The organism is Marinococcus luteus, assembly GCF_900106595.1.
GTDB classification, from domain to species: Bacteria; Bacillota; Bacilli; order Bacillales; family Marinococcaceae; genus Marinococcus; species Marinococcus luteus.
The window spans coordinates 41,412-67,067 of record NZ_FNNC01000004.1 but is presented as its reverse complement, the minus strand read 5'-3'; the positions used below and the strand labels follow the sequence as shown (position 1 = coordinate 67,067).

Below are 25,656 nucleotides of genomic sequence, written 5' to 3'. Positions count from 1 at the left end.
TTTCTCTAATATAATACGTAAGAAATTCAAAAAAGGTGGAGAAGAAATGAAAGAGCGCACAGAAGAGATGGAAATGCAGCAGCCGCAGCCTGAGAAAAAGCGCAGGTTTCACATGCCTCATATTTACGTCATTTTATTCATTTTTACTGCTTTAGCAGCGATTGCCACCTACATAGTTCCGGCCGGCACATTTGAAGAAATCCCAGGGCCGGAAGGAAGAACGACGATTGATCCTGATTCTTACCAGCAGATTGCTTCAGATCCGATAGGAATCGTTGATTTTATGCTTGCGGTGCCGAATGGATTGGTCGCTGCAGCTGAAGTAGTATTTTTCACCTTCGTGATTGGCGGTATGTTTATGGTGCTTCGCCGTACCGGTATTATTGAAGTTGCTGTGGACCGGTTAACGCGGAAATTTTCAAACAAAAGCCTTGCAGTAGTACCTGTACTGATGTTTGTTTTTGCTTTCATATGCAGCCTGATAGGCACACAGGAGCTCAGTCTTGTGTATGTCCCTGTTATTTTGCCGCTGATGATTGCCTTAAAGTATGATTCGGTGACCGCGGCGGCTATTGCGCTGATCGCCACAACCGCGGGTTTTACGGCCGGCTTTCTGAACCCCATTAACACTGGGCTCGGTCAGCAGGTAGCAGATGTACCGCTTTACTCAGGGCTCGGGCTGCGTATCGCCTTGTTCCTTACACTGGCTGTGATCGGGGGTCTCTGGGTAATCAGGTACGCAAGAAAAGTAAAACAGCGGCCGGAGATGAGCCTGACTTATGAAGAAGACGAAGAAAAACGATCATTGTATCTGCATACGGGTGATACAAAAACATATAATTTTCATAAACGTCAAAAAATTGCTTCCGCTTTTATTTTCATATTTTTTGGAATACTCGTTTACGGCGTACTCGCCCAGGGATGGTTTATGCTTGAAATGGCTGGATTGTTTATCATAATGGGCATCGTGGTCGGCATGGTGGCAGGACTGACACCGACTCAGGTGTGCGATGGTTTCAATGAAGGCTTTCGGGACGTGCTGGTTGGGGCTATGATTGTTGGTGTAGCAAGAGCGGTAGCCGTAGTGATGGAGGAAGGACAGATCATGGATACTATAGTTCATGGTCTCGGCACAGCAGTAAGCGGTATGCCAGTCGTACTCAGTGCTGTCGGAATGTTTGTCATTCAATTTTTATTTAACTTCCTGGTTCCGTCAGGAAGCGGCCAGGCGCTCGTAACAATGCCGATCATGGCTCCGCTCTCGGACCTTCTTGGAGTGACACGGCAGACCTCAGTACTTGCTTATCAGCTGGGGGACGGCTTAGGCAATATTATTTTCCCCACCTCCGGCTATTTCATGGCCACTCTCGCACTTGCCGGCGTTCCCTGGCACAAATGGGTGAAATTTTATTTTCCTCTGCTTCTCATCTGGATGGGGATCGCAATTATCTTTTTAGCAGGCGCCCAGATGTTTCAGTGGAACGGCTGAGCGTGAGCAGTTTACTTTGCATGGCTGCTGGATATGAGTAGAATAGGTTCTGCATCAGCTTAAAGGATGTTTGAAAAGATGGGAGAGAGGAAAAGCATCTTTATATTCCTTTATGCTAAATCAGAAGGTAATTGTGGAAAGGGTGACAATCGTCATGGCAAAAAACGTATTAATGGTAGTAACAAGTCATTCCAAAGTGAACAATGAAGCAAAAACAGGCCTGTGGCTTTCCGAGTTTGCGGAAGCATATATTGAATTTCAAAATAAAGGCTACAATGTTAGTATCGCGAGTGTAGACGGCGGCAAGCCGCCGATTGATGAAGGGAGCGTGCAGCAGGAGACGCGCCAGGAGATTCTTGATGCAGAAAAATACCTTGAAGAGACAGTGAAGGTGGATACCGTTTCTGCTTCAGATTTTGATGCCATTTTTATTCCTGGAGGGCACGGCGCTATGTTTGACCTGCCGGAAAGTCAAAAAGTCCAGGAACTGATCCGTGAGTTTTATGAAGCGGACAAATATGTGGCTTCGGTCTGCCACGGACCAGCGGCGCTGGTTAACGTGACACTTTCAAACGGTGAGCCGCTCGTTTCCGGTAAGCGGGTGAATGCTTTTACGGACTCTGAGGAAGAAGATACCGGCCTCACAGCACACATGCCATTTCTGCTTGAAAGCCGTCTGCGTGAACTTGGAGCCGAGTTCGTTACGGTACCAAACTGGACCGAACACGTAGAATCCGATGGTTTTCTGATCACCGGACAAAACCCGCAATCGACAGAAGCCGTAGCTAAAGAATTTGTTCAAAAACTAGGCAGCTAAAGCTGGCTGAAAAAAGAGAGCCCCGGCCTTTCCAACCGCGTTGGAGGCCGGGGTTTTTTAGAGAAAAGACCGTGCGGCTGCCGCACGGTCTTCGGTTATTGAATTAATATAATTTTCCGCGAATATGAAGCATCGTACAGAGTGAGGTGATGGAATGAATATAGCAGTTCTGGCGGAGAGCGAATGGATCGCCAAAAAACTCCGGTAGCACGCGGTCCATCGTTTCTTTCATTTTATCGTACAAAATCTTTGTAACCTGCTCTTCAGAATAATAAAGCGTTTCCCGTCCCTGAAGCCATTCGGAATAGGATACGATAACACCGCCGGCGTTGGCAAGAATGTCAGGAATAATAACGACGCCCTGTTCAGCCAAAATGGCATCGGCTTCGGAAGTAATAGGGGAGTTGGCCCCTTCAATAAGAATAGAGGCTTTAACATCCTGCACATTATCTTTATGAATGACACCGCCGAGAGCGGCGAAAAATAAAGCGTCCACTTCGAGGGAAAGAATATCGTCACGTTCCCGAACATCCGCGCTAATGCCAAGATCATGAATCTCTTCGTCCGTAGTAGGAAGATCACCATCATGAGCATTGGAGAAATCAAGAAGAGCAGGTACGTCGAGCCCGTCTTCATTGTAGAGCGTAACGTTTTGGTCGCTTACGGACACCACTTTGGTATCGAGATAATCACAGTTATGCGCCTGCATCGCGGTAACTGAGCCTACATTTCCGAAGCCCTGCACCGCTATGGTAAGCGGCCGGCCATAAAATTCAAGCGCAGTTTTGAAAAATTTATTTTCTGATGTCTGGAATTCATCGCGCCGGTTTTTCAGAAAGTCATGGAGCAGGTAGCGTAAAGTGAAATAAACTCCTTTTCCGGTTGCTTCTCTTCTGCCAAGAGAGCCGCTGTTTTTAACGCTTTTTCCTGTGAAGCTTCCGCGATATGGAATACCCGGATTAATATTTTTGTATTCAGCCATCATCCAGTCCATTTCCCTGGCGCCTGAGCCGGCATCGGGAGCGGGGATGTCATTATCCGGCCCAATAACATCGTTAAAGTACTGAACGTATTTTTTGCACACCAGGTTTAATTCTTTTTTACTGAACTTCTTTGGATTAATACTGATGCCGCCTTTGCCGCCGCCAAAAGGCACGTCATGAAGGGCGTTTTTAATGGTCATCAGAGAAGCAAGGGAGGATACTTCGTCTTCATTAACGCTTTCGTGAAAGCGGATGCCGCCCTTGTAAGGCCCCATGGTGTCATTGTGCTGCACCCGGTACGCCGGTACGCGCACTACTTCCCCGTTTTGAAGAGGAACGCGAAGAAACGATTTGTGTACATGATTGGGTGTGGAAAGGATGGAAATAAGAGAAGAAAAGGCCGTTTCACGCTCCTGTCCTTCATAGTCGGGCAGGAACGTCTCATCCTGCATCAGCGCATCGAGCGATTCCTGAATAATTCTTGTCGCTTTATCTGACATATTATGTCCTCCTTAAGGTATTTGTACCTATGTAAGTAGTTCTAGTAAAGAATACCACTTTTAAAGACACTGCAAACGGATTCGGGGAAATTGAAATCAAAAAAGTATCGTTTTTGAGCGGATAAGTTGCGTTTGGAAAAACGATGCGTGCATACTGATTTTTGTATGCTAATTAATATTTTGTGGCAGGAGAAAGGAAGTCGTAATAATGGCAGAGGAAACATCCAACCAGCAAGCGGCAGCTCCTTTATTTGAACCCTTCCAAATAAAAGATCTGCATCTTGAAAACAGAACAGTAATGGCCCCAATGACTAGAGGATTTTCGCCGGGAGGCGTGCCAAATGAAGACGTAGTCGCCTATTACCGGCGCCGGGCTGAAAATAATGTGGGACTGATTGTGACAGAAGGAACCGGCATCAATCACCCTGCCAGTGTGGAAGACCCGGGAGTACCGGCCTTTTACGGTGAAAAAGCCCTGGAAGGATGGGGAAAGGTTGTAGAGGCAGTGCATGAAGCGGGAGGAAAAATCATTCCCCAGCTCTGGCATGTAGGCATGACCCGGCCAGTTGGAGCAGAACCAAACCCTGAAGCTGTGCCGATTGGACCCTCCGGTTTAGCTTTAAGCGGGGAAGCTGTATCAAAACCGCTGACAGTGGAAGAAATTGAGGAGCTGGTCCAGGCTTATGCAGACGCTGCAGCAGCGGCGAAGCGTATTGGCTTTGACGGCATTGAAATCCACGGTGCCCACGGGTATTTAATTGATCAGTTTTTCTGGGAGCAGACCAATAAGCGCACCGATCAATACGGCGGGGACTTTGTCGAACGGACCCGGTTTGCCGTAGAGGTAATCGAAGCTTGCCGCCGGGCTGTAGGTGAAGATTTCCCTATCTTCTTTCGGTTTTCGCAGTGGAAAATGTCTGATTTTGAAGCGAAGCTTGCAGTCACGGCAGACGAACTCTCCCAGTTCCTGGAGCCACTGTCTGAAGCAGGCGTAGATGTCTTTCACTGCTCAACCCGCCGCTTCTGGGAACCGGAATTTGACGGGTCTTCATTGAATCTTGCCGGATGGACGAAGTATTTAACCGGCAAGCCTTCTGTGACGGTAGGGTCTGTTGGGCTGAACGGCGTTTTTACAAGCTTTGATAAAGCAGAAAACGACGATATTCAGGAATTAGTCAGCCGGCTTGAAAACGATGAATTTGACCTGGTCGCAGTTGGCCGTCCGCTGTTAACGGATCCGGCCTGGGCGAAAAAAATGCAGGAGGGCCGAACGGAAGACCTGGTACCGTTTACCAAAGACGCATTAAGTGAGTTGTATTAAATACGGTTGTAAGTGAATTATGAACTCTCCGGCCGCTGCCGGGGAGTTTTTTTATTGGATGTGTGAATCACTGCTGTGGGGGAAAGGAAGAGGAAGGGTCTAATACAGGTTCAGTCAGGAGAAATAAATGAAAAAAATGAACGCTACGGCAGGAACGTCTGTTTTAAATAATCAACAAAATATCGTTTCGCTAGTATGTTTACTGGTCATTCTTACGCTTTCCTTCATTACTTACCAGGTATCGGGCTGGCAGTATGTCATTCTGCTCTGGATTGGTTTTTTTCTTGGATTTTCCCTTTTCCACGCCCGCTTCGGCTTCTCGGCAGTCTACCGGCAGATTATTGAAAAAGGCAATACAGAAATGCTGCGGGCTCATATGCTGATGCTCATCCTCGTATCGACCTTTTCAGCTGCTATTTTTATCATCAGCCCGGCTTTGTTTGGAACAGGCCCGATACCGGCACTTTCCGCTGTTAGCGCAGGACTGATAGCAGGAGCGTTCATTTTCGGCTTTGGTATGGAAATAGGCAGCGGCCTTGCCCCCTCTTCATTTTACGAAGCAGAGGGCGGAAGGACCGCCTTAATTTGTACGCTGGCCGGCTTTATAACGGGGGCAGTGGCAGGGGCCGCCCATTTTGGCTTTTGGAACACCTCCCTTCCTTCGTTTGAGCCGGTATCGCTGGCAGTGGATACGGGGATCGGTTACATATGGGCGTGGGTGATTCAGATTGTTTTTCTCGGATTAGTTGCTTTTGGCTCGTATGTGCATAAAAAGCGAACAAGGCCTCCGGCTCTTCCTCCGCTGCCTTCAGCTGCAAGCTGGAGCCGGATCATTTTCGGCTCCTGGCCGCTGTGGGTGGGTGCTGTTATTCTGGCAGTATTAAACGCGCTCATCTTTCTCGTGCAGGGGGAGCCGTGGAAGCTGACAGCCGCTTTTGCTTTATGGGGATCAAAGATAGCAATGGCTCTTGGAATGAACGTGAGCGAATGGACATACTGGTTTGAACAGGATCAGTTTGTTGCCCTTCATCAATCGGTGCTGATGGATTCCATGAGCATTATTAATTTCGGTGTAATTCTGGGAACTGTAGTAACGTTGGCAATGAACCGCCAAATCCGGTTTTCGGGAATCCCCCTGCGGGTTGCTTTAATTGCCCTGGTTGGGGGAGGGCTGATGGGATACGGGGCAAGTATTTCCTTTGGCGCCAACATTGGGGCATATTTCAGCGGTATTGCCTCGTTCAGTCTGCACGCGTGGATATGGCTTGTCATGGCTGTACTTGGTGTATACACCGCCTACTATATCAGTCACCGGCTGCCATTGTATCATTACGAAGAAGGAAAACGCACGGATGAATAAGAATAGCCTCCCAGGCTGTGATGCCTGGGAGGCTATTGTTTTATCGTTGTTTATTCACTCGGAGAAACCATTTTCGCCGGATCGACGATCAATTCAAACTCTTCTTCATTCAGCATACCGCTTTCAAGCACAGCTTCTTTCAGCGTCTGGCCGTTAGCATGTGCCGATTTGGCAATTTTTGCTGCGTTTTCGTACCCGATGTGCGGATTCAGCGCTGTGACGAGCATCAAGGAATTTCGCAGGTGCGCATCAATACGTTCCTGGTTTTCTTCAATGCCGACCGCGCATTTGTCGTTAAAGGAAACGAGCGCATCAGCGAGCAGGTAGCTTGACTGCAGGAAATTGTAAACAATAACCGGCTTAAACACGTTGAGTTCAAAATTGCCCTGACTGGCAGCAAAACCGATCGTCGCGTCGTTGCCCATCACCTGTGCTGCCACCATAGTCAATGCTTCGCTCTGGGTCGGATTTACTTTTCCAGGCATAATGGAGCTGCCCGGTTCATTTGCAGGAATGGAGATTTCGCCGATACCGCAGCGGGGACCGCTTGCAAGCCAGCGGACATCATTTGCAATTTTCATGGCGTCTGCTGCCAGTGCCTTCAACGCCCCGTGTGCATATGAAATTTCATCATGGCTGGTGAGGGCGTGAAACTTGTTTGGAGCAGAACGGAAGGATTTGCCGGTATAGGCACTGATTTCTTCAGCGACATATTCACCGAATTTAGGATGAGCGTTGATGCCTGTGCCGACAGCTGTGCCACCGATTGCAAGATCTTTCACGTGGTCAATGCTTTCTGTAATCATCTCGGCGGAGCGTTCGAGCATCCGGTGCCAGCCGCTGACCTCCTGGCCGAGCGTAAGCGGAGTAGCATCCTGGAGATGCGTGCGGCCGATTTTAATTACATGTTCGAACGCATTCATTTTGTTCTCAAGGGTGGTACGAAGCGTTTCTACGGCAGGAAGAAGCTGGTCTTCCACTTTTTGCACAGCAGCTACGTGCATCGCCGTTGGGAAGGTATCATTTGAGCTTTGGGAACGGTTAACATCATCGTTTGGATGCACGCTCAGGGAAGATCCTTTTTCTTCGAGCAGCTGGGAAGCGCGGCGGGCCACTACTTCGTTCATATTCATATTAGACTGGGTACCGCTTCCTGTCTGCCAGACAACGAGAGGGAAGTGGTCGTCGAGTTTCCCGGAGAGAACCTCGTCGCAGGCTTCGACGATTGCATCGGCCTTTTCGGCTTCAAGCTTGTCCAGGCGTTTGTTTGCAAGAGCCGCGGAGCGTTTTAAAATGGCAAATGCATGTACGACGTCGATCGGCATAGTTTCCTGACCGATTTTAAAGTTTTCCAGGCTGCGCTGGGTCTGGGCACCCCAGTGCTTGTCTTTCGGTACGTGCATGTCTCCAAGTGTATCTTTTTCTACGCGATAGTCCATCGATAGGTCGACCTCCTACTAGTATCAATAAGGTAAATAGAGTAAGCACTCTTTCTCTAGATTAAAGAATATTTTTAAAAAAAGAAAGGCTTTTCAAAGGAGAAATACTAATTTCATCGCCTGGGCAGACAAAGGGAAACGAAACATGAAAAATGAATGTTGCATGGACAGTAGTTTTGCTATAATTTTTACAAAAAGGAGGCAGCTGGTATGTGGTACTCACTCGAAGTCCCGTCCGGGGATAACGAAGCATGGAGTCTGAGGCTCTATGAGCATGACATTTATACATTTTATGTTGATGAAGCCATACAGACAATGAAGGACGAAGACGGATATACATACGAATTCAGCAGCGGGGAAAAAAGCAGGCTGTATGTCTACGTGGAAAACACGTCTAAAGAAGAATTAAGCCGGATGCTTGGAGTGCATGCTTTCGATTTGCACGAATGGGAGCCGCCGGAGTGGACAGAGTCTTCCTACGAAAACGTCAGACTGGCGAACGGATGGGAGCTTGTGTATCCTCCATTTCAGGAGAAGCAGGGAGAACGGGAATTACGGCTTGATCCGCAGGGTGCATTTGGTACAGGTATCCATGAAACAACAAGGGACGCTCTCGAATGTATCGTCACCTGTACAAAAGGAACGAGGGCCGCGGACATTGGTGCAGGAAGCGGAGTACTGTCGATTGCACTTGCAAAAAAAGGCATGCAGGTGACTGCCTACGACCTGGAGCCGGTAACGCGGGAGATAGAACAGCAGGCAGCGTTAAACAGTGTAGAAAACCGGATTACGGTGTACGAACAGAACGTAGTTGGCCCAGTCTTTCCGTACGGGTCATACGATCTAGTCGTCATCAATATTGGGGCAGACATTGCGGTGGATTGGCTCGAACGGGCTGATTCCGTAGAGGTTCTTCCTCAGCAGGTTGTAGTATCCGGATTGGTGGACTGGTCAGTGGAACGGGTGGAAAAAGCATTTGGGGATAAAAATTATGAGAATGCCTGGTCCAAACAGACTAATGAATGGCACACTATATTATTTCAAAGGAGAGGCTGAGGATGACAAAACCACATGTTTTTATTACAAGGCCAATGCCTCACTGGCTGACGGAAAAGCTCGAACAGGAAGCTACGCTGGATGTGTGGAATAAAAACGAAGCGGTGCCCGAAGAGGAATTAGTCCGGAGAACAGCGGAAGCAGACGGTTTGTTCTGTACCGTATCGGAGCCGGTGACAAGAAACGTTATTGAACAGGCGCCGCGGTTAAAAATAATAGCAACGATGGCAGTCGGATATAATAACATTGATCTCGAAGCGGCAGAGGAAAAGGGGGTTAAAGTGGCTCATACTCCCGGCGTACTGACAGAAACGACAGCGGATCTCACTTTTGCTTTATTGATGGCCGCAGCACGGAGACTGCCGGAAGCCATGGATACTATCCGGAAGAATGAATGGGGGTCCTGGGCGCCGTTTGCATTTACGGGACAGGATATTTACGGTGCCACACTCGGGATTATCGGCATGGGTCGTATTGGAGAAGCAGTGGCTAAACGGGCTGGTGGATTTGATATGAACATACTGTACCATAATCGTTCACGGAAGCGGGAAGCGGAAGAACGGACGGGTGCTGTATACGCTGAACTGGATGAACTATTGGAACAGGCTGACTTTATCTGCGTGCTGGCTCCAGCCACACCGGAAACAGAAAAACTGATAAACGCGGAAGCTTTTCGTAAAATGAAAAAAACAGCCGTGTTTATTAACACTTCCAGAGGGACGACTGTGGATGAGAAGGCACTGGTGAATGCGCTTCGGGAGGGAGAGATTTTCAGCGCGGGTCTGGATGTCTTTGAAAACGAACCTATCGGTGCAGACCATCCACTTCTCAGCCTGTCGAACGTTGTGGCGCTCCCTCATATCGGCAGTGCCAGCGAAAAAACACGCCGGCAGATGGCGGATATGACTGCAGACCATATTTTACAGGGACTCCATGGGCTGTCATTGACGCATGAAGCGCCCGGAAAATAAAAAGCATCTCACGAGCCCGTTTCAGGCTCGTGAGATGCTTTAGTTGTATTATGACTTGTTCCAGGTAGCTGTACCGTTCTTTTCTTCCTTCATTCGCTTACGGAAGCGGACCGTTTCCGCGGTGATGACTCCGGAAAGCCCCAGGAGGGCGATCAGGTTTGGAGCCGCCATCAGGCCGTTCATAGTGTCTGCAAGCGACCAGACAATTCCGAACTGAACCACAGCACCAAAGAATACAGCGATAACGAAAACAACGCGGTAGGCAAAAACAGCCTTATACGTGTTGAAAAGATAATAAATACAGCGTTCTCCGTAGTAAGACCAGCCCAAAATAGTAGAATAGGCGAAGAAAATGAGCCCAACAGAAACAATAATACTTCCAGCAGGTCCTAAAAAGTGTTCAAATGTGGCGGCAGTAAGCGGTGCACCGTCTAAGTCACCACTCACAAAGCTTTGGCCCATCACGAGAGAGATACCGGTAATGGAACAAATAATGATTGTATCAATAAAAACCTGGGTCATGGAGACGAGAGCCTGCCGGCCCGGGTAGTCGGTACGGGCTGCGGCTGCTGCAATTGGTGCCGAACCAAGGCCTGCTTCGTTGGAGAAAACCCCGCGGGCCACCCCGTACTGAATCACAACCCCTACAGCTCCACCGGCTGCAGCCTGACCGGTGAATGCATCGGAAACGATTGAGCCGACTGCGGCCGGAACGAGATCCAGGTTGCCAAAAATAACAATCAGGCCACCGACCACATAAAAGACAGCCATAATCGGTACAATAAATGAAACTACCCGGCCAATGGATTTGATGCCGCCAAGAATCACAACCCCGGTTAAAATACTGAGCGCAATACCGGTGATCCAGGTAGGCACGTTCCAGTTGGAATCCAGCACATCGGCAACAGAGTTGGATTGAACGGTGTTGCCGATCCCGAATGCAGCAATCGCAGCAAATACGGCAAACAGGACGGCCAGCCATTTCCATCCGAGCCCTTTTTCTATGTAGTACATCGGTCCGCCGGCCATGCGGCCCCGTTCATCTTGAACCCGGTACTTAACAGCCAGAATAGCTTCTCCGTATTTTGTAGCCATTCCAAAGAGTGCACTGATCCACATCCAGAATACAGCGCCAGGGCCGCCAATTACTACCGCTGTAGCAACGCCTGCGATGTTACCAGTTCCGACAGTGGCTGCCAGAGCGGTCATCAGCGATTGAAAGTGGGAAATGTCCCCCTCTGATTTTTTGTCCTGCTTGGAAAAGGCAAGCTTTAAGGCATAAGGAAGAGTAGAAAATTGCAAAAACCCTAAACGGACTGTTAAAAAGATACCTGTTCCCAAAATAAGAATTAAAAATGGCGGCCCCCACACAATGCCGCTGATAGTGGTTAGTAATTCTTCAACGCTGTTCATAAAACCTGACATATGTAAAAACTCCTTTCCATAGTGTAACTGTACATAAGATGTTATAAAGACGTGAACAGTTTGTTAGAAAAGTTTACTATAAAATTAATAAATTGGGTACATGTTTTGTAAAAATTGTGAAAATTTCCAGAGGAGAACAACAACAATTTCTTTAAAAGAATTAAAATATGATGTTTCAGGGATAAAAGATTCGGGCATTCGTATAGGTAGACGTAATCGGATGAAGGAGGACTAGACAATGAAAAAAGTAAAAGTAGATGAAGTTTTTACAGATGATAAGGAACAACTCCGTTATACGGATGGTGAATTAGAGGTTCGTGATGATAACGGAGAGGATTGGGAAGTGAAGCTGTACGGAGTCGAGAATCAGCGTTTCTTCACAGATGCCTTAAAAAATAACGAAAAGAAGCATTTAACATTTGAAACCGATAAAGGAAGCATGTACGGCCTCGTGTCGGTGGAAGCACTTGACAACGCCGGTGTGGCCAATGAAGATGTAGTAACGCTTGTAGGAACCGGTCCGTTAAACGGTTTTTCGTAAGACGGAACGATAGTTAAGAATAAGTAACGGTTCAGGCTGTGAAACCTGAACCGTTATTTTTGATTAAAAGATAAAAAAGTTAAATGAATAAAACATAAAGCAGGCAGCCGCTAAACCGACTGCCTGCTTTATGTAAATATTACGAACCGCTGCATGGGAGTTTCACTGGCGGATAGCCCTGCTCGCCTCTTCGCACCACGGCGTAGCCGGTGACGGTAAAGCCGTTTTTCAAAAGGAGCCGGGTGCTGAGATTTCGTGAAACCTTATCAGGAGCTACGAGAAATACTTCTTGTTTCGGTACGGTCTGTAAATGTCTTTTTAAATACGGATACGGAAGAGCAAACGCTCCGCGTATCGGATTGCGGTCTGATTCCTGGTATTCGCGGACGTCCAGAATGTGGGCCGCGGTCTCCTGACTTTGAGGAAGGGAAGAACAAGGAACGCGTAAAACAGGCATCCAGCGTTTAAATGCCGGTATCATAACGGGAACAATAACAACTATGGTAATACTAAGCCAAAAAAGCATCAACGCACTCCTCATTCCTTTCTTATAGCGATTCATATTCTATATTTTTTTACGAACAGATTCAAGAACTTTGCTTACGCTTTTTACACTTACCCCTTTATAGATTGCCTATAACAATTTCATGCTATTAATTCTTCCTATGAAATTCAAGCATATTGGTTTCAGGGGAACGCAATTTTTGATAAGGTTAATACAGAAAGTAGGAGGTGAAGCTTCCATGCCAGAAACAGAAGAAAAAAGAGAATTGGAAGAACGAGTTTGGGCGGAACTGGAAAATGTAATTGATCCGGAGCTCGGTATTGATATCGTAAACCTGGGACTTGTGTATACAGTAACAGTTGATGACGACAGACAGGCGAATATCGAAATGACCCTGACCGCAATGGGCTGCCCACTTGCAGGCACAATCGTTAACGATATTAATTTCGCCATGAATGATTTAAAGGAATACGGAGAAATCAGCGAAGTGGACGTGGACATTGTTTGGAATCCACCTTGGAGTAAAGACAAAATGTCCCGTTACGCAAAAATCGCCTTAGGTATTCCGGATTGATTAAAGGGAAGCCGGCTGCATAATCCAGCCGGCTTCTTTTTGTTTTACAACTATTTTCATTAATCAGAAAAAATAAAATTTTCGGTTGAAATGCATTGGAGAATGGTTTATTATGTAAACATACTCAAAGGAGGCATTATTGTTTTGACAAACAGTCAACTGAACACAACTGAAATGATCGACAAAGGGATGCAGCAGTCTCACAGCATGAGCGTAGAGGAATCGGTTCGCACGATTGAAAACATCATGCAGGTCGAAGCAGCACGTCAGCAGGACTATGAAGACAATAAAATTGAAAATTTATAAGTGATGAAAAGCGCGGACCATAATGGCCGCGCTTTTTAATGTTTATATGCTTTCCTGGCCCGTTAAAATAACCGGGCCTTCTTTTGTAATCGCAATGGTGTGCTCATACTGGGCGGAATGTCCTCCGTCCCGGGTGGTGGCGGTCCACCCGTTGGAGGTCATTTTGCTTTGCCATCCGCCAGTGTTAACCATGGGTTCGATAGTAATAACATGGCCTGGTTTTAAGCGTCCGCCTTTGCCGGGGGCACCGAAATGAGGAATTTGCGGATCTTCGTGGAGAGTGGGCCCGATGCCGTGCCCGGTAAAGTCCCGGACGACCGAAAAGCCTTCATTTTCGACATATGTTTGAATCGCATGTCCGATATCACCGATCCGGTTGCCGGCTTTGGCCTGTTCAATACCTTTATATAAAGATGATTCTGTAACCTCCATCAGCCGTTCGAGTTCACTGCTTACTTCCCCAACGGCATAGGTCCAGGCGGAATCCGCCAGAGCTCCGTTTAAATTCACAACCATATCGATTGTAACGAGATCTCCGTTTTCGAGAGGACGGGCTCTCGGAAAACCATGGCAGATTTCATCATTTACCGAGGCGCAGGTTGCGTATTTGTATCCTTGAAAGCCTTTTTGTTCAGGAGTGGCACCGCGCTCTGCCAGAAATTTTTCGACAAAATCGTCAATTTGTTTAGTGGTGACGCCGGGTTTTACCATTTTGGCGATTTCTTTATGACAGGCGGCAAGAATTTTTCCTGCTTCGTGCATAAGCTCAATTTCTCGTTCTGTCTTTAACGTTACCATCGTCTGTCTCCTTTTATTCAGTATCAAATACTATTGTAAAACATTCGTATTAGAAATGCATTGTTTGATGATTTCCTTTATAATTGCGGAATTGCACGATAGAAATGGAGGAAAATCATGAAGCAGCAGAAATGGTATGTACAGATCAGGGATAAGTTTTGGTTCATTCCGGGCTGTTATGGCATTCTTAGTTTAATTATAGTAATAGGAACTTCTATCATGGATCAGCAGTTGCTGCGTCCTGTTTATAACAATGTGCCTTCTATGCTGCTTGTAGAAAATAATACCGCTACTTCCTTGTATAGTGCATTAGTGACGGCGTTGCTGACACTGACAACTATCAGCTTTTCTTCGATAATGGTCGTTCTGACAACGTATGCGACCCAGTTTACGCCAAGAGCCCTGCAGGATTTTATGAAGAGCCCGACGACGCAGCATACGCTCGGGGTATTTACGTTTGGAGTACTGTTCACCCTGGTAAACATGCTGCTTTTTTCAAGCGAAGGCAACAGCCAAATCTTGATGCCTATGCTGACAGTGCTTGTGGCGCTTGGCTGCCTGGCCTTTTTTATTATCTTTATTTATCACTCCACCCAGTGGCTTCAGGTGAATCATTTAATCAGCCACATACGGTCCGATGCTTCCAGGGTAATTCGGGATGCCTACACTTATTCTGGAGTGAACAGCTTCAGTGAATGGAACGACGATTTCCGAAATGACGAAGAAACGATCGTTCATGCCGAGCGTTCAGGGTATACGAATATGGTGAAAATGCCTGAACTGATTACCTGGGCCGAGCAGCAGGAAGCCGTCGTCGAATGCTTGTTTCAGGTGGGAGATTATGTTCATCAGGGTGAACCTTTATTTCGCTGCTGGTCCAGGCGGCGTTTTTCCCCGGAAAAACTGAGAGGCTTTGTACTGGTGGGAGAAGAAAGAAGTAATGTTCAGGACATTGAATTCTCCATGCAGAAAATTGTGGAAATAGCACTGCGGGCCATTTCCCCGGCAATCAACGATCCACATACAGCAGCCAACTGCATAAACCGTATTGGTGCGCTGCTCTCCGAACTCAGCCATGAACACAAAAACGATCAATATTTTGCCGATAATGAGGGTCATCTGCGGCTATTCCTGCCTGTAAAACCCTTTAGAGAGTATTTATACAAAAGCTTTTACCAGATCAGACTTTACGGCCGCGAAGATATTTCAGTGATGGGGGCCTGCATGGAAGCACTGACGATGCTCGTGAAAACGGGAAACTCCTCGGTTTTAAAAGAAGTAGAGTCATTCTCCCGTTATATGGAGCATGCTGTCGAAGACGGACAGCTTGCAGACTGGGACGAAGAATACTGGCAGGAGCGTGTCCGGGAAAAGAATACGGCTCTGCAGCAGGCACTTACAAAAAGTAAGCATATAACTTGAAACAGCCGATAACGTGTGTGTATGATAGTTAAGGTAAAGCTTAACACGAAAGGATGAAAGCTCAAATGAAGGTAGCAGCTATCGTAGGAAGTATCCGCCAGGAATCATTTAACGGAAAATTAGTGGAGTACATGCAGGACCGTTACAGCGATATCATGGATATTGATATTCTGGATATCCGCGATCTTCCGCACTATGATCAGGATGAGGAAAGCAACGCTCCGGACTATGTGAAGGAATACAAGCGTTCTGTACGTGAAGCGGACGCTGTACTTATCGCTACTCCGGAATATAATGGTTCGATCTCCGGGGTGCTTAAAAACGCTCTTGACTGGAACTCCCGGGTCGATTACGACTTTGCCGGCAAACCAACTATGCTTGTAGGAGCTTCTCTTGGCGGCCTGGGCACAGTGAAAGCACAGATGCATCTGCGCCAGATTCTGAGCGCTCCAGGCATGAGTGCAAAAGTACTGCCTGGAAATGAAGTGCTGATTGGTGCTGTGCATGAAAAAATGGATGAAGACGGAAATTTAACGGACCAGGGAACGATTGATTTTCTTGATAATGTTGTAGCTGAATTTGAACGTTTTTATCAGGAAACCCGGGCTGTAGCGAACCGCGCGTAACATGAAAAAAACCCTGCAGAGACAGATACTGCAGGGTTTTTGCATATGGTTCCGTGCCATGCGGGAAGGGAGGACATTCAGAAAAACAACCTTTGACTTCCTGAAATAATGTGATAAAGTGTAGACAACTTAATAGGGAATCCACTAGGGGTGCCGGCAACGGCTGAGATAAGGACGATCCTTAATCCCTTTGAACCTGATCTGGTTAAGGCCAGCGTAGGAAAGTGGAGACGGCAGAATACGTCTATTTCAAAAGCAGCAGCTTTATCATAGAGGACGTTTATTCAAAGCCACTCCACCAATGGAGTGGCTTTTTTTGCCCCATTGGTCTTTACTTCCCGTAGTGGTTCCCTCCTAATTTAAAGGAGGAAGTTACAATGAAATTTTCAGAGCTTTTATGGCAGGACACGGAGCATATTTTTGAAGCCTGCTGGGAAAACCCGTTTGTCCAGGGCATCGGGAAAGGAGAACTGCCAAAGGCATCTCTTGTCCATTACGTGAAGCAGGATTTTGAATACTTAAATGCTATGATAAAGGCAAAAGCAATCGGGGTAACAAAGTGTACGTCAAGAGAAGACATGATCATGTTTAAAGATACCATTGATTTTGTGTTAAACAGCGAGACGCATCCGCACCATAATTTGTGTGAGCAGGCGGGAGTGGCTTATGAGGAATTACAGGGCTATGCGCTTGCTCCAGCCTCCCAGCATTACGTGCTTCACATGCTGCATCATGCCGAAAAGGGGACACTTGGTGATGTGATTGCGGTAACGCTCGCCTGCCCGTGGGTGTATTTGAATGTGGGTGAAAGGCTGATGAAAGAAGTGGAGCCGGACGGAAGTCATCCGTTTAACGACTGGATTCGTTTTTACGGAGACCGTGAGGAACGGGAAATGTACAAATATATTGACCGCCTCGATGAATTGGCAGAAACAGCTGCAGAAGAAGAAAAACAGCGTTGGCGGACGTTGTTTATGGAAGGGTGCCAGCTCGAGTATATGTTTTTTGAGGACGCTTATCATGCAAAAGACTGGCCGTTTGCCAGAACGTTAACAGGCGGGGAAAAGTCTAATGCCAAATAAACGCTTAAACCTCCGGGATATCGTCGTTATCTCATTTATTTCAGCTGTTCTTGGCGTTCTTTATCTTCTTTGGGTGCTGCTCGGGCAAATGGTTACCGGCATTTTCGGCCCAGTTGGAGGAGGCCTGATGGCCGGCTTCTGGATCCTTGCGCCGGTAGTTTGCGCCTATATCGTTCAAAAGCCCGGAGCGGCGATGCTTGCAGAACTTATTGCGGCTGGCACCGAAGTTATGGCTGGATCTGTCAGTGCAGGGGCAGTGCTCGTGCTCGGCTTTACCCAGGGGCTCGCTGCCGAAATTATTTTTGCTCTGTTTTTCTACCGGGTGTTCCGTCTGCCGGTATTAATGCTTGCCGGAATGGCCGGAACGTTTGCTGCGTTTTTAACCCAGTATGTCCTTTATGGATTCAGCCAGTATGCAGGTTCCGTTGTTGTATTTATGCTGATTACCATGCTTATAAGCGGCGCTCTTTTAGCCGGATGGGCAGGGAAAAGCTTTACGGATGCCCTGGTCAAGACTGGAGTGCTTGACCGCTTTGCGCTTGGCCGCCAGTACCGTCTCGAACAGCAGAGGGATACTGTATGATTTATGCGGACAATGTGACCATTGCGTACCCTTTTGCGGAGCCTTCGGTAGAAAGTTTTTCAGCAGAAATACGTACTGGGGAAAACGTGCTGCTGCTCGGTCCGAGCGGTTCAGGTAAAAGTACGATCGCTCTGGCTATTCAGGGAATTCTTCCGCGTTCTGTGGAGGCGGAGGTTTCGGGCATTCTGAGCATATTTGGGGAAAATCCTGCGGTAAAAAGCATTACGGAGGCTGCCGGCCAGGCGGCTCTGTTGTTCCAGGATCCGGATACCCAGTTCTGCATGCCAACAGTGCGGGAAGAGCTTGTATTTACGCTTGAGAATCTGCGGGTGCCTGCAGAGGAGATCGAGGCCCGCATGCTCGAAGCTTTACAATTTACGGATATGCTTCGCTGCATCGATGCCCGTATCGACACGCTATCCGGCGGGATGAAGCAAAAAATAGCTGTTTCCTGTTTAGCTGCTGTGAATCCGCAGATCTGGATTCTGGATGAACCACTCTCCCAGCTCGATCCGGTAAGCCGGGAAGCAGTTGCTTCGCTTCTTGGCCGCATTGCAGCAGATTCTGATAAAACACTGGTTGTGATTGAGCATCAGTTAAATGAAGTAATGGAGTGGGTAGACCGGGCGATCGTATTGAACCGCCAAGGTCAGGTGTCTGCGGATGGAAGCCCGGCACGTATATTCAACTCTCATGGAGACGTACTCGAAGCAGAGGGAGTGTGGCTGCCGCTCCCTGCAGAAGCTGGAAAGAATTTATTGAAAAAGACAGAAACATCCAAAGCTGCTCTGCCCATTACTTTACGGCAATGGGAGACGTTTGCAGCGGATTACCCCGCTGCCACGGTTCTTGAATCTCTGCCGCAGCCGAAAAAGGCAAGTGAGCCTTCTCTTCAGCCATCTGTCCTGGAGGTGAAACAGGCGGCCTTTGCTTATGGCACGCAGACGGTTTTCGAAAACGTATCTTTTTCCCTGTACCCCGGGGAAATGACGGCGCTAGTTGGGGCAAACGGAGTAGGGAAGAGCACACTCGCACGTGTCCTCACCGGATGGGAGCCTCCTAAAAACGGGTATATATACGTTAACGGACAGGATATTGCCAGTCTGAAGCCGTACGAAATTGCTAAAACCTTCGGCATTGTTTTTCAGCAGCCCGAGCATCAGTTTTTAACACAGACCGTGGAAAAAGAAATACGCTACGGAATGGAAATGGAGGGATGGTGCGAAGAAGATATTATTCACAAGACAAACGAACTGCTGATTCAATTTCAGCTCGGACATATTCGTAGAAATCACCCATTTCAGCTCAGTCAGGGGGAAAAAAGGCGTCTCTCGGTGGCGGTCATGGTAACGAACAATCAGTCCATATTAATTTTGGATGAGCCGACGTTTGGGCTTGATAAGCGAAATACAGACGCCTTATTTGAGGTGCTTGAGCAGTGCCGGCGACGTGGAAAAGCGGTTCTCTGGCTGACGCATGATATGGATCTGGTTTATACAAAAGCTGCACGGGTTTTGGCGCTGGCGGAACGAACACTTGCCTATGATGACGGCGTAGAAGCATTTTTCAATGGGAACACGGATTTGGAAAAAATTGGCGTCCGGCCGCCGGTGGTACAGCTTATGCGCCCGAAGGAAGAGAAGGCAGGCAGCTATGCTTGAAGAACTCCAGACCCGGAACGCTTTTTTGCAGCACGTACATCCCACGCTGAAGCTGCTCAGTCTTTTCACCGTGTTTTTCTGCATGATTTTCGTTTATGATATATGGCGTCCGCTTGCCGTCCTTCTGTTAACGGTTGCTGTCGTCGCCTTTCTGGGAAAAGTACCGTTAAAGCTGCTGCTCGGACTCCTGCTTCCATTTGCGCTCTTTGGATTCAGCTTTGTATGGCTTCAGGTTGTTTTTCCGGAAGAAAGAGGTTCTACGGTTCTTTTTTATGTATTTCACATGCCGGTAGCTCTTGAAAATATCCAAACAGGGGTCTCGCTCGGCTTACGGGCAATGGTGTATGCCTCCTGGTCGCTTCTTTTTGTTCTCACCACCTCCCCAGTGAGTTTAGTGATGAGCCTGATACAAAAATGGCACATGCCTCCGAGTATCGGCTATGGAATGATGGCCGCCTACCGTTTTCTCCCCCAGCTCCGGGAAGAACTGGCTGTTATCCGGAGAGCCCGGCAGATCAGAGGAATGGGAAAAAAGCCTAAAGTGCGGGAATGGAAAGAGATGGCGGTGCCGTTAATGGCAGGAGCTGTACGAAAAGCAGAAAGAACAGCGCTGGCAATGGAATCGAAAGGATTTGACGGCTCCAGGCAAAGAACGAGATATGTGCAGATGAATTATAAAAAAATGGACGTCTGGTTTACTGCTGGATTTATATTGTTTATTACTGTCATTTTTCTGCTGCCCATGTCGTAGCAGGACAGAGGGATTGGTTAAAAGTAACCCCGGGGGCTGTGAGCCTCCGGGGTTAGTCGTACTGACCATTATTTTACTAAAAACTTTTCTTCGATGCGGTCGACATAGCTTTTAATATCTTCAGCAATGTTATCCATTTCATCCACATCAACTTTCATGGTGGGAATATCGCCCTTATGTCCACGTTCGCGGAATTGTTCGATCATTTCATCAACAGCTCCGGCGAAATTTTCATACGCGTGATCCCCGGAGCCAAAGATGGAAATCGAAAGGCCGGAAATATCATAGGCGAAAAGATCCTCAAGAAAGTCTTCCGTTTCTTCCGGGATATCACCTTCACCCCACGTGTACGTACCCATAATGAGCAGATCATGCGGAAGGGGATCTTCGTTTGGAAGGCCATCGGCAATCATGTCCATCAGTTCTACTTCGTGCCCGCGATTGATGAGTTCTTCTTCTGTGTCGATCGCCATATCTTCAGTGTTTCCAGTCATTGTGGAATAGAACAAAAGTATTCGCATATGTCCATTCCTTTCTTTTATAGTTTCGTGCATAAAATAAATATTTAATATACTTATTATATATGTGGATGCCTGCTTGTGCAATTGCCCCGGTAAATAGAAGCGCACCCAAATATGTTAAAATATATATTGGTAATATATATTAACACTTTTGTGAAGGGGGAGAAAAAATGAAACAGATAGGTATTATCGGCGGCCTCGGTCCGGAATCAACGGTAGAATATTATCAATCCATTATCAAAAAGTATCAGGGAAAAAAGGCCAGTCTTCAGGTGCTTCCGGAATTGTACATTAACAGTATCAATATGTACAACATTTTTACGTATATTTCGGAAGAACGAATGGATGATCTGATTGAATATTTGGGAAATGCAGCCCGGAAGCTTGAACTGCTGGACGTCGACGGGGTCATTATTGCAGCGAACACCCCGCACCTTGTATTTGGGGAGGTACAGAAGCAGGTCGAGGTGCCGATGCTCAGCATTGTGGATGCAGCGGTGGAAGCAGCAGAAAATCAGGGTGCCCAAAATATTGGGCTTTTGGGCACAAAGTTTACAATGGAACAGGAATTTTTCAAGAAACCGTTCGAAGAAAATGGAAAGAATATTTATGTGCCAGAAGAAAGCACGCAGCAGTATTTACACGAAAAAATTGTCAGTGAACTTGAGAATGGCATCGTAAATCCTGAGACAAAAAAAGAATTTGAGCGGATCACCGGGGAAATGATCGAAAATTATAAACTTGATACGGTGATTCTTGGCTGCACCGAACTGCCAATGATTCTTTCTGAAGAAGATTTTTCGATTCCTTTTTTAGATACGATGCAAGTTCACGTAGACAAGGTCGTAGACTTCATGTTTGAAGAAAAATAAATCAGAGGTGGATTACGATGGCCATTCAATTGAAAAGAATTTATCAAGCCCCGGAGCAAGACGACGGGTACCGGATTTTAATCGACGGCGTGTGGCCGCGGGGAATAGCAAAGGACAAAGCTAAAGTGGATGAATGGAGCAGGGACGTTGCTCCTTCAAAGGAGCTGCGGCAATGGTTCTCCCACGATCCGGATAAATTTGGCGAATTTAAAGAGAAGTATAGGCAGGAGCTTCAACAGAATAACGAACAGGCTGAAGCTCTCGATCAGTTAAAAAAGACCGTGCGTGAACACCAGAAACAGGTGACGCTCGTGTTTGCCGCAAAGGAAGAGACGTACAATCATGCCCGTGTCTTAAAAGAAATTCTTGACCGTCAGCCGAAGGATTCTTAAAGAAAAAGGGGTGACAACGATGGAGGAATATCTGGGTCGCTGCAGCGAGTGCGGTAAAGAAATTTACTGCCGGGACGGGTTTTTAGAAGGAATTCATGAGAACGGCCGGCTGTATTGCTTTGAATGCGCCAAATAAATATACAGCACTTCGTTTCCAGGTAGAAACGGAGTTATTTTGTATATAAAAATTGAATGTGAACGTTTAATGAAGTATTTCTAAAAGTATAGATTTAAATATGTATTTATAATACACTTTTTATAGAAATTAAAAACGTTTTCATTGGAGGAATTCGATGCTTGAACCACAAACGATTGAAACTGTAAAAGCAACAGCCCCGGCTATTCAGGCCAACGCCGCTGCCATCGGCAACCGATTTTATGAAATGCTATTTGAAAAAGCACCTGAACTGCGGAACATGTTTAACCAGACGAACCAGGAAACAGGCGTACAGCCGGAAGCTCTTGCTTATTCTGTCTACCAGGCTGGAGCGAATATTGACCGTCTGGAAGAGCTTCGTCCTACAATTGAACGCATAGCTGAAAAACACCGTGCTCTGGATGTCAGGCCGGAACATTATGGATTAGTAGGGGAAACACTGCTCGAAGCGGTGGAGGAAGTGCTTGGAGACGCAGCCACCCCGGAGATTCTGGACGCCTGGGGAGAAGCGTATCACGCGCTTGCTGAAATCTTTATTCAAAAAGAAGCAGTCAAGTACGAAGAAGTAAAAGCCGCCCGGGGCGGCTGGACGGGCTACCGCCCGTTTTATGTAGCGGAAAAAGTGCCGGAGAGCGATGTCATCACTTCTTTTTACTTAAAGCCGAAGGACGGGAAGGCGATTATACCGCAGCAGCCGGGACAGTATTTAACGCTGCAGGCAGATATCGAGGGCGAGCCTTACACACATATGCGCCACTACAGCCTGTCGGATGCTCCGAATGAAAATTATTACCGGATCAGCGTGAAGCGGGAGGATTCCGAGAACGGAAATCCGGCCGGCATTGTGTCGAATTATCTGCACCGGGATGTAAATGAGGGAGATGTACTGTTGTTCGCAGCGCCGGCAGGAGAATTTGTGATAGAAACAGAGGAAATGCCAATTGTATTAATCAGCGGCGGCGTTGGGGTGACCCCGATGATGAGTATGCTGAATACACTCGTGCAGGAAGATACGAAACGAAATGTGACGTTTATTCACGCTGCTGACAGCAGCAAGGTGCATGCCATGAAAGCACATGTGGAGCAGCTCGCAGATACGTATTCAAATATTGAGGCCTACACCTGTTATTCCGCACCGACAGAGGAAGAACGCACGCATAAAATGTTTGATAAAGAAGGGTTTATAGACGCAGATTGGCTGGAAACCGTCCTTCCTGATGAACAGGCAGATTTTTATTTCTGCGGCCCAATACCTTTTATGAAAGTAGTTAACGAAATTTTAAAGGACAGAGGAGTGCCGGCAGAACGCCGCCATTATGAAGTTTTCGGGCCGGAAAGCACGATTGAATAATTAAAACTCAGAGCTAAAACTGATTCAGCAGCTTCGGCGTATTTATTTAGATTCTGCCGCAGTTGTTTTAAATTCAATTAAAGAATGGATGAAAAATATGAAAATCCAGAGTCTTACACAATTAGCTCCTTTCAGCGAAGATCGAATGGCAAATGAAGTTGTTTTTAAAAAGAACAACTGCAAAGCTGTGGTATTTAATTTTTCACCCGGTCAAAGCCTTCCCCTGCATGATCATCCATTCACTCAAACATTTGCATTAGTTGTGAGCGGGGAAGGGATCTGCTGCACGGAAGAAGAAAATTTTCCTGTTAGTGAAGGGGACCTTATCCAATGTGGTCCCACGGAAAGAATAGGCTTTGAAAATAACAGTGCTTCCAATTTGAGTGTGTATGTCACACTAGTATATATCGAAGAAAATTAGCATCTGTTAAATAAAATGATCTCTGCAATAAATATCAGCAGCTTTCCTGCCAGTGATAGGTAATAGATTAGTAAGTAAATCGTTAGATACTGAAAAACTGCTACTGACGCTCACTGATGCTCACTGACATCCACTGGCACAGCTTATAGAGCCGGACGCCTTCTAGGGCGCTTTGTTTATTCCAGGCCCAATCTAGTACAGTTAGGTGGCAGATGAAAGGAAGGATGCTGATTTATGCAGACTTTAAACAACGAAGCTACAACTGACCAAACAAAAAAATACAGCCTGATTGACACTGATATTCATGAACGGGTAATGTATGAAGATTTATTTCCATACTTAGGGCAGCCGTGGAGAAGGTATATTGAAGACTGCCACTGGCAGCAGGAAAAGCATATGCCATTCACTCAGCCTGCTGTGGCTGGAGTGGACCGGGCCGACGCAAAAACGCCGGACGGAAAACCAGCGGGCACAAGCCTTCCGTTTATGCAGGAGCAGCTGCTTGACGCCAACAATCACGAATTCGGTATTTTAACCGGAGCGCTTGATCCATCCCCGTCCTCGATGCACGGATGGTATGAGATGGCCACAGCCCTTGCGAGTGCCTATAATGACTGGCAGATTAATGAATGGCTCGATAAAGACAGCCGCCTGTATGGCTCCGTTCACATTGCGGCCCAGGAAGTAGCGAATGCGGTGAAAGAAATTGAACGCGTCGGCTCTCACCCAAAAATGATTCAGGTGCTTTTGCCCATTGATGATATTGCGTGGGGCGACCCGTACTACCACCCGATATTTGAAGCTGCCGAGCGCCATGATCTTATGATCGGCATGCACCATAACGAACCGCCGGCTCCGCTCGGGAAATGGCCGAGATACTTTATTGAATGGCATTCCCTGATCGCAACTTCCCATATGGCCCAAATCACGAGCATGATTTTCAACGGGGTATTTGAAAAATATCCAAACCTGAAGCTGATGATGATTGAGGGCGGCTTCACGTACGTGCCATTTTTAATGAAGAAACTTGATCAGCAGTTTAAGGATCTTCGGCACGAAGTGCCGTGGGTAACGACAATGCCGAGTGATACTATCAAAAACCGGATGGCGTTTACGACCCAGCCGCTTGAAGAAATGAGCAAAAAAGAATGGAATCTCTTAGTAGAGCAGATGGGAACCGATGAAATCATCTGTTTTAGTACGGATTACCCGCACTGGGATTACGATTCTCCGGATGAAGCCATGCCAAAAGGACTTGAAGACGATGTGCTTGAACGGATCTACGGCGAAAATGCCAGGAAATTTTATCCGAAACTGCCGGCACGGGGTGATGTCTGATGGCAGCCGTTATCTGCAGGGAAGAGGAATTGGAAAAACAGGAGATGATCCCGGGGAGCGTGGATAATATCCCGGTTTTTGTCTGCCGGACGTCCGAGGGGGAAGTCAGGGCATTTATCGACCGGTGCCCTCACCAGGGAGCATGCATGTCGAAGGGCAAAATTGACGGTGCTCCGATGAGCACGGCCCCTGGGGAATATTCATTTGAACATGAAGGAGACATTGTCCGGTGCCCGTGGCACGGAAGAGAATACAATCTGCGGGAAAGCGGCAAACCGCTTGCACCGGTCAAAGGTAAACTAAAAGAGTTTTCTGCTTATGTAGAAGACAGCTATGTATATGTAGAACTAAAGAGAGGCTCGTAAGCCTCTCTTTTTTTATTGATATTTAACTG

General features: G+C 47.1%; 27 protein-coding genes and 1 riboswitch. Of the genes, 21 read left to right on the top strand and 6 right to left on the bottom strand.

Features of this window, described 5'->3' with window-relative positions; all coding sequences use genetic code 11:
* The first annotated feature begins 46 nt into the window (after window positions 1-46).
* Both BLV22_RS09525 and BLV22_RS09520 read left to right on the top strand, forming a co-directional pair.
* Window positions 47-1,489, top strand: coding sequence for a YfcC family protein (locus BLV22_RS09525; RefSeq protein ID WP_245724065.1), 1,443 nt, complete (start codon window positions 47-49; stop codon window positions 1,487-1,489).
* A gap of 154 nt (window positions 1,490-1,643) precedes the next feature.
* Window positions 1,644-2,306 (top strand): type 1 glutamine amidotransferase domain-containing protein, encoded by a 663-nt coding sequence (locus tag BLV22_RS09520; protein ID WP_091614929.1) that lies wholly within the window; start codon window positions 1,644-1,646, stop codon window positions 2,304-2,306.
* A 103-nt stretch (window positions 2,307-2,409) separates the two neighbouring features.
* On the opposite strand, the gene BLV22_RS09515 is transcribed toward BLV22_RS09520, so the two are convergent.
* Window positions 2,410-3,789 carry a Glu/Leu/Phe/Val family dehydrogenase gene (locus BLV22_RS09515; protein WP_091614447.1) on the bottom strand — a complete coding sequence of 460 codons (1,380 nt, stop codon included), beginning with the start codon at window positions 3,787-3,789 and terminating at the stop codon, window positions 2,410-2,412.
* Between the two features lie 208 nt (window positions 3,790-3,997).
* Here BLV22_RS09515 and BLV22_RS09510 point away from each other — a divergent pair, with 208 nt between their 5' ends.
* Both BLV22_RS09510 and BLV22_RS09505 read left to right on the top strand, forming a co-directional pair.
* Entirely contained in the window at window positions 3,998-5,110 is a 1,113-nt protein-coding gene (locus tag BLV22_RS09510) for an NADH:flavin oxidoreductase (RefSeq protein ID WP_091614444.1), read from the top strand.
* Between the two features lie 127 nt (window positions 5,111-5,237).
* Window positions 5,238-6,470, top strand: coding sequence for a YeeE/YedE family protein (locus BLV22_RS09505; RefSeq protein WP_091614441.1), 1,233 nt, complete (start codon window positions 5,238-5,240; stop codon window positions 6,468-6,470).
* Between the two features lie 50 nt (window positions 6,471-6,520).
* Here the strand turns inward: BLV22_RS09505 and fumC are convergent, their stop codons facing one another.
* Window positions 6,521-7,909, bottom strand: a complete 1,389-nt coding sequence (gene fumC / locus BLV22_RS09500) for a class II fumarate hydratase (protein WP_091614438.1) — start codon at window positions 7,907-7,909, stop codon at window positions 6,521-6,523.
* Between the two features lie 210 nt (window positions 7,910-8,119).
* Between fumC and BLV22_RS09495 the strand changes: the two genes are divergently transcribed.
* Both BLV22_RS09495 and BLV22_RS09490 read left to right on the top strand, forming a co-directional pair.
* A complete protein-coding gene (locus BLV22_RS09495; RefSeq protein WP_091614435.1) occupies window positions 8,120-8,965 on the top strand; it encodes a 50S ribosomal protein L11 methyltransferase in 846 nt (281 codons plus the stop codon).
* 2 nt (window positions 8,966-8,967) lie between these two features.
* Complete coding sequence (locus BLV22_RS09490) at window positions 8,968-9,936, top strand: 2-hydroxyacid dehydrogenase (RefSeq protein ID WP_091614433.1); 969 nt, start codon at window positions 8,968-8,970, stop codon at window positions 9,934-9,936.
* 48 nt (window positions 9,937-9,984) lie between these two features.
* Here the strand turns inward: BLV22_RS09490 and BLV22_RS09485 are convergent, their stop codons facing one another.
* The gene (locus tag BLV22_RS09485; RefSeq protein WP_091614926.1) at window positions 9,985-11,349 is read right to left on the bottom strand and encodes an alanine/glycine:cation symporter family protein; all 1,365 of its coding nucleotides are present in this window, start codon (window positions 11,347-11,349) and stop codon (window positions 9,985-9,987) included.
* Between the two features lie 250 nt (window positions 11,350-11,599).
* Between BLV22_RS09485 and BLV22_RS09480 the strand changes: the two genes are divergently transcribed.
* The gene (locus BLV22_RS09480) at window positions 11,600-11,902 is read left to right on the top strand and encodes a hypothetical protein (RefSeq protein ID WP_091614431.1); all 303 of its coding nucleotides are present in this window, start codon (window positions 11,600-11,602) and stop codon (window positions 11,900-11,902) included.
* A 139-nt stretch (window positions 11,903-12,041) separates the two neighbouring features.
* Here BLV22_RS09480 and BLV22_RS09475 read toward each other — a convergent pair whose 3' ends face one another.
* Window positions 12,042-12,428, bottom strand: a complete 387-nt coding sequence (locus BLV22_RS09475) for a rhodanese-like domain-containing protein (RefSeq protein WP_091614428.1) — start codon at window positions 12,426-12,428, stop codon at window positions 12,042-12,044.
* A gap of 217 nt (window positions 12,429-12,645) precedes the next feature.
* Here BLV22_RS09475 and BLV22_RS09470 point away from each other — a divergent pair, with 217 nt between their 5' ends.
* Both BLV22_RS09470 and BLV22_RS15045 read left to right on the top strand, forming a co-directional pair.
* Window positions 12,646-12,981: a metal-sulfur cluster assembly factor gene (locus tag BLV22_RS09470; RefSeq protein WP_022794038.1), complete on the top strand. Its 336-nt coding sequence runs from the start codon at window positions 12,646-12,648 to the stop codon at window positions 12,979-12,981.
* A 144-nt stretch (window positions 12,982-13,125) separates the two neighbouring features.
* On the top strand, window positions 13,126-13,287 hold the full coding sequence (locus BLV22_RS15045) for a YuzK family famiily protein (RefSeq protein ID WP_176967731.1): 162 nt from the start codon (window positions 13,126-13,128) through the stop codon (window positions 13,285-13,287).
* A gap of 42 nt (window positions 13,288-13,329) precedes the next feature.
* Here the strand turns inward: BLV22_RS15045 and map are convergent, their stop codons facing one another.
* The gene (map, locus tag BLV22_RS09465) at window positions 13,330-14,085 is read right to left on the bottom strand and encodes a type I methionyl aminopeptidase (RefSeq protein WP_091614425.1); all 756 of its coding nucleotides are present in this window, start codon (window positions 14,083-14,085) and stop codon (window positions 13,330-13,332) included.
* A gap of 117 nt (window positions 14,086-14,202) precedes the next feature.
* On the opposite strand from map, the gene BLV22_RS09460 reads away from it, so the two are divergent.
* The 6 genes from BLV22_RS09460 to BLV22_RS09435 all read left to right on the top strand — a co-directional run bounded on the left by BLV22_RS09460 (window position 14,203) and on the right by BLV22_RS09435 (window position 20,210).
* Window positions 14,203-15,507 (top strand): DUF2254 domain-containing protein, encoded by a 1,305-nt coding sequence (locus tag BLV22_RS09460; RefSeq protein WP_091614423.1) that lies wholly within the window; start codon window positions 14,203-14,205, stop codon window positions 15,505-15,507.
* Window positions 15,508-15,572: 65 nt separating this feature from the next.
* Entirely contained in the window at window positions 15,573-16,133 is a 561-nt protein-coding gene (locus BLV22_RS09455; protein ID WP_091614420.1) for an NADPH-dependent FMN reductase, read from the top strand.
* Between the two features lie 136 nt (window positions 16,134-16,269).
* Window positions 16,270-16,373, top strand: a riboswitch (TPP riboswitch).
* A 137-nt stretch (window positions 16,374-16,510) separates the two neighbouring features.
* Window positions 16,511-17,215, top strand: coding sequence for a thiaminase II (gene tenA, locus BLV22_RS09450; RefSeq protein ID WP_091614418.1), 705 nt, complete (start codon window positions 16,511-16,513; stop codon window positions 17,213-17,215).
* Window positions 17,205-17,798 (top strand): ECF transporter S component, encoded by a 594-nt coding sequence (locus tag BLV22_RS09445; RefSeq protein WP_091614415.1) that lies wholly within the window; start codon window positions 17,205-17,207, stop codon window positions 17,796-17,798. Before tenA ends, BLV22_RS09445 begins: the two co-directional genes overlap by 11 nt.
* The gene (locus BLV22_RS09440) at window positions 17,795-19,459 is read left to right on the top strand and encodes an ABC transporter ATP-binding protein (RefSeq protein WP_091614412.1); all 1,665 of its coding nucleotides are present in this window, start codon (window positions 17,795-17,797) and stop codon (window positions 19,457-19,459) included. The genes BLV22_RS09445 and BLV22_RS09440 overlap by 4 nt, the downstream gene beginning before the upstream one ends.
* On the top strand, window positions 19,452-20,210 hold the full coding sequence (locus BLV22_RS09435) for an energy-coupling factor transporter transmembrane component T family protein (protein WP_176967734.1): 759 nt from the start codon (window positions 19,452-19,454) through the stop codon (window positions 20,208-20,210). Before BLV22_RS09440 ends, BLV22_RS09435 begins: the two co-directional genes overlap by 8 nt.
* A 68-nt stretch (window positions 20,211-20,278) precedes the next feature.
* Here the strand turns inward: BLV22_RS09435 and BLV22_RS09430 are convergent, their stop codons facing one another.
* On the bottom strand, window positions 20,279-20,731 hold the full coding sequence (locus BLV22_RS09430) for a flavodoxin domain-containing protein (RefSeq protein WP_176967733.1): 453 nt from the start codon (window positions 20,729-20,731) through the stop codon (window positions 20,279-20,281).
* A 170-nt stretch (window positions 20,732-20,901) separates the two neighbouring features.
* On the opposite strand from BLV22_RS09430, the gene BLV22_RS09425 reads away from it, so the two are divergent.
* From BLV22_RS09425 to BLV22_RS09400, 6 genes are all read left to right on the top strand, one after another.
* Window positions 20,902-21,603 carry an aspartate/glutamate racemase family protein gene (locus BLV22_RS09425; protein ID WP_091614404.1) on the top strand — a complete coding sequence of 234 codons (702 nt, stop codon included), beginning with the start codon at window positions 20,902-20,904 and terminating at the stop codon, window positions 21,601-21,603.
* Window positions 21,604-21,620: 17 nt separating this feature from the next.
* Window positions 21,621-21,995, top strand: coding sequence for a DUF488 domain-containing protein (locus tag BLV22_RS09420; protein WP_091614402.1), 375 nt, complete (start codon window positions 21,621-21,623; stop codon window positions 21,993-21,995).
* Between the two features lie 293 nt (window positions 21,996-22,288).
* Window positions 22,289-23,503, top strand: a complete 1,215-nt coding sequence (hmpA, locus tag BLV22_RS09415) for an NO-inducible flavohemoprotein (RefSeq protein WP_091614399.1) — start codon at window positions 22,289-22,291, stop codon at window positions 23,501-23,503.
* Between the two features lie 97 nt (window positions 23,504-23,600).
* Window positions 23,601-23,924 (top strand): cupin domain-containing protein, encoded by a 324-nt coding sequence (locus BLV22_RS09410; RefSeq protein WP_176967732.1) that lies wholly within the window; start codon window positions 23,601-23,603, stop codon window positions 23,922-23,924.
* 234 nt (window positions 23,925-24,158) lie between these two features.
* A complete protein-coding gene (locus BLV22_RS09405; protein ID WP_091614394.1) occupies window positions 24,159-25,262 on the top strand; it encodes an amidohydrolase family protein in 1,104 nt (367 codons plus the stop codon).
* Window positions 25,262-25,627 (top strand): Rieske (2Fe-2S) protein, encoded by a 366-nt coding sequence (locus BLV22_RS09400; RefSeq protein WP_091614391.1) that lies wholly within the window; start codon window positions 25,262-25,264, stop codon window positions 25,625-25,627. Before BLV22_RS09405 ends, BLV22_RS09400 begins: the two co-directional genes overlap by 1 nt.
* Window positions 25,628-25,656 lie beyond the last annotated feature (29 nt).

Excerpts from the sequence above, each read along its gene's own strand:
- BLV22_RS09525 (WP_245724065.1), top strand. The coding sequence starts at position 47 with ATGAAAGAGCGCACAGAAGAGATGGAAATGCAGCAGCCGCAGCCTGAG.
- BLV22_RS09520 (WP_091614929.1), top strand. The coding sequence starts at position 1,644 with ATGGCAAAAAACGTATTAATGGTAGTAACAAGTCATTCCAAAGTGAAC.
- BLV22_RS09515 (WP_091614447.1), bottom strand. The coding sequence starts at position 3,789 with ATGTCAGATAAAGCGACAAGAATTATTCAGGAATCGCTCGATGCGCTG.
- BLV22_RS09510 (WP_091614444.1), top strand. The coding sequence starts at position 3,998 with ATGGCAGAGGAAACATCCAACCAGCAAGCGGCAGCTCCTTTATTTGAA.
- BLV22_RS09505 (WP_091614441.1), top strand. The coding sequence starts at position 5,238 with ATGAAAAAAATGAACGCTACGGCAGGAACGTCTGTTTTAAATAATCAA.
- fumC (WP_091614438.1), bottom strand. The coding sequence starts at position 7,909 with ATGGACTATCGCGTAGAAAAAGATACACTTGGAGACATGCACGTACCG.
- BLV22_RS09495 (WP_091614435.1), top strand. The coding sequence starts at position 8,120 with ATGTGGTACTCACTCGAAGTCCCGTCCGGGGATAACGAAGCATGGAGT.
- BLV22_RS09490 (WP_091614433.1), top strand. The coding sequence starts at position 8,968 with ATGACAAAACCACATGTTTTTATTACAAGGCCAATGCCTCACTGGCTG.
- BLV22_RS09485 (WP_091614926.1), bottom strand. The coding sequence starts at position 11,349 with ATGAACAGCGTTGAAGAATTACTAACCACTATCAGCGGCATTGTGTGG.
- BLV22_RS09480 (WP_091614431.1), top strand. The coding sequence starts at position 11,600 with ATGAAAAAAGTAAAAGTAGATGAAGTTTTTACAGATGATAAGGAACAA.
- BLV22_RS09475 (WP_091614428.1), bottom strand. The coding sequence starts at position 12,428 with ATGCTTTTTTGGCTTAGTATTACCATAGTTGTTATTGTTCCCGTTATG.
- BLV22_RS09470 (WP_022794038.1), top strand. The coding sequence starts at position 12,646 with ATGCCAGAAACAGAAGAAAAAAGAGAATTGGAAGAACGAGTTTGGGCG.
- map (WP_091614425.1), bottom strand. The coding sequence starts at position 14,085 with ATGGTAACGTTAAAGACAGAACGAGAAATTGAGCTTATGCACGAAGCA.
- BLV22_RS09460 (WP_091614423.1), top strand. The coding sequence starts at position 14,203 with ATGAAGCAGCAGAAATGGTATGTACAGATCAGGGATAAGTTTTGGTTC.
- BLV22_RS09455 (WP_091614420.1), top strand. The coding sequence starts at position 15,573 with ATGAAGGTAGCAGCTATCGTAGGAAGTATCCGCCAGGAATCATTTAAC.
- tenA (WP_091614418.1), top strand. The coding sequence starts at position 16,511 with ATGAAATTTTCAGAGCTTTTATGGCAGGACACGGAGCATATTTTTGAA.
- BLV22_RS09445 (WP_091614415.1), top strand. The coding sequence starts at position 17,205 with ATGCCAAATAAACGCTTAAACCTCCGGGATATCGTCGTTATCTCATTT.
- BLV22_RS09440 (WP_091614412.1), top strand. The coding sequence starts at position 17,795 with ATGATTTATGCGGACAATGTGACCATTGCGTACCCTTTTGCGGAGCCT.
- BLV22_RS09435 (WP_176967734.1), top strand. The coding sequence starts at position 19,452 with ATGCTTGAAGAACTCCAGACCCGGAACGCTTTTTTGCAGCACGTACAT.
- BLV22_RS09430 (WP_176967733.1), bottom strand. The coding sequence starts at position 20,731 with ATGCGAATACTTTTGTTCTATTCCACAATGACTGGAAACACTGAAGAT.
- BLV22_RS09425 (WP_091614404.1), top strand. The coding sequence starts at position 20,902 with ATGAAACAGATAGGTATTATCGGCGGCCTCGGTCCGGAATCAACGGTA.
- BLV22_RS09420 (WP_091614402.1), top strand. The coding sequence starts at position 21,621 with ATGGCCATTCAATTGAAAAGAATTTATCAAGCCCCGGAGCAAGACGAC.
- hmpA (WP_091614399.1), top strand. The coding sequence starts at position 22,289 with ATGCTTGAACCACAAACGATTGAAACTGTAAAAGCAACAGCCCCGGCT.
- BLV22_RS09410 (WP_176967732.1), top strand. The coding sequence starts at position 23,601 with ATGAAAATCCAGAGTCTTACACAATTAGCTCCTTTCAGCGAAGATCGA.
- BLV22_RS09405 (WP_091614394.1), top strand. The coding sequence starts at position 24,159 with ATGCAGACTTTAAACAACGAAGCTACAACTGACCAAACAAAAAAATAC.
- BLV22_RS09400 (WP_091614391.1), top strand. The coding sequence starts at position 25,262 with ATGGCAGCCGTTATCTGCAGGGAAGAGGAATTGGAAAAACAGGAGATG.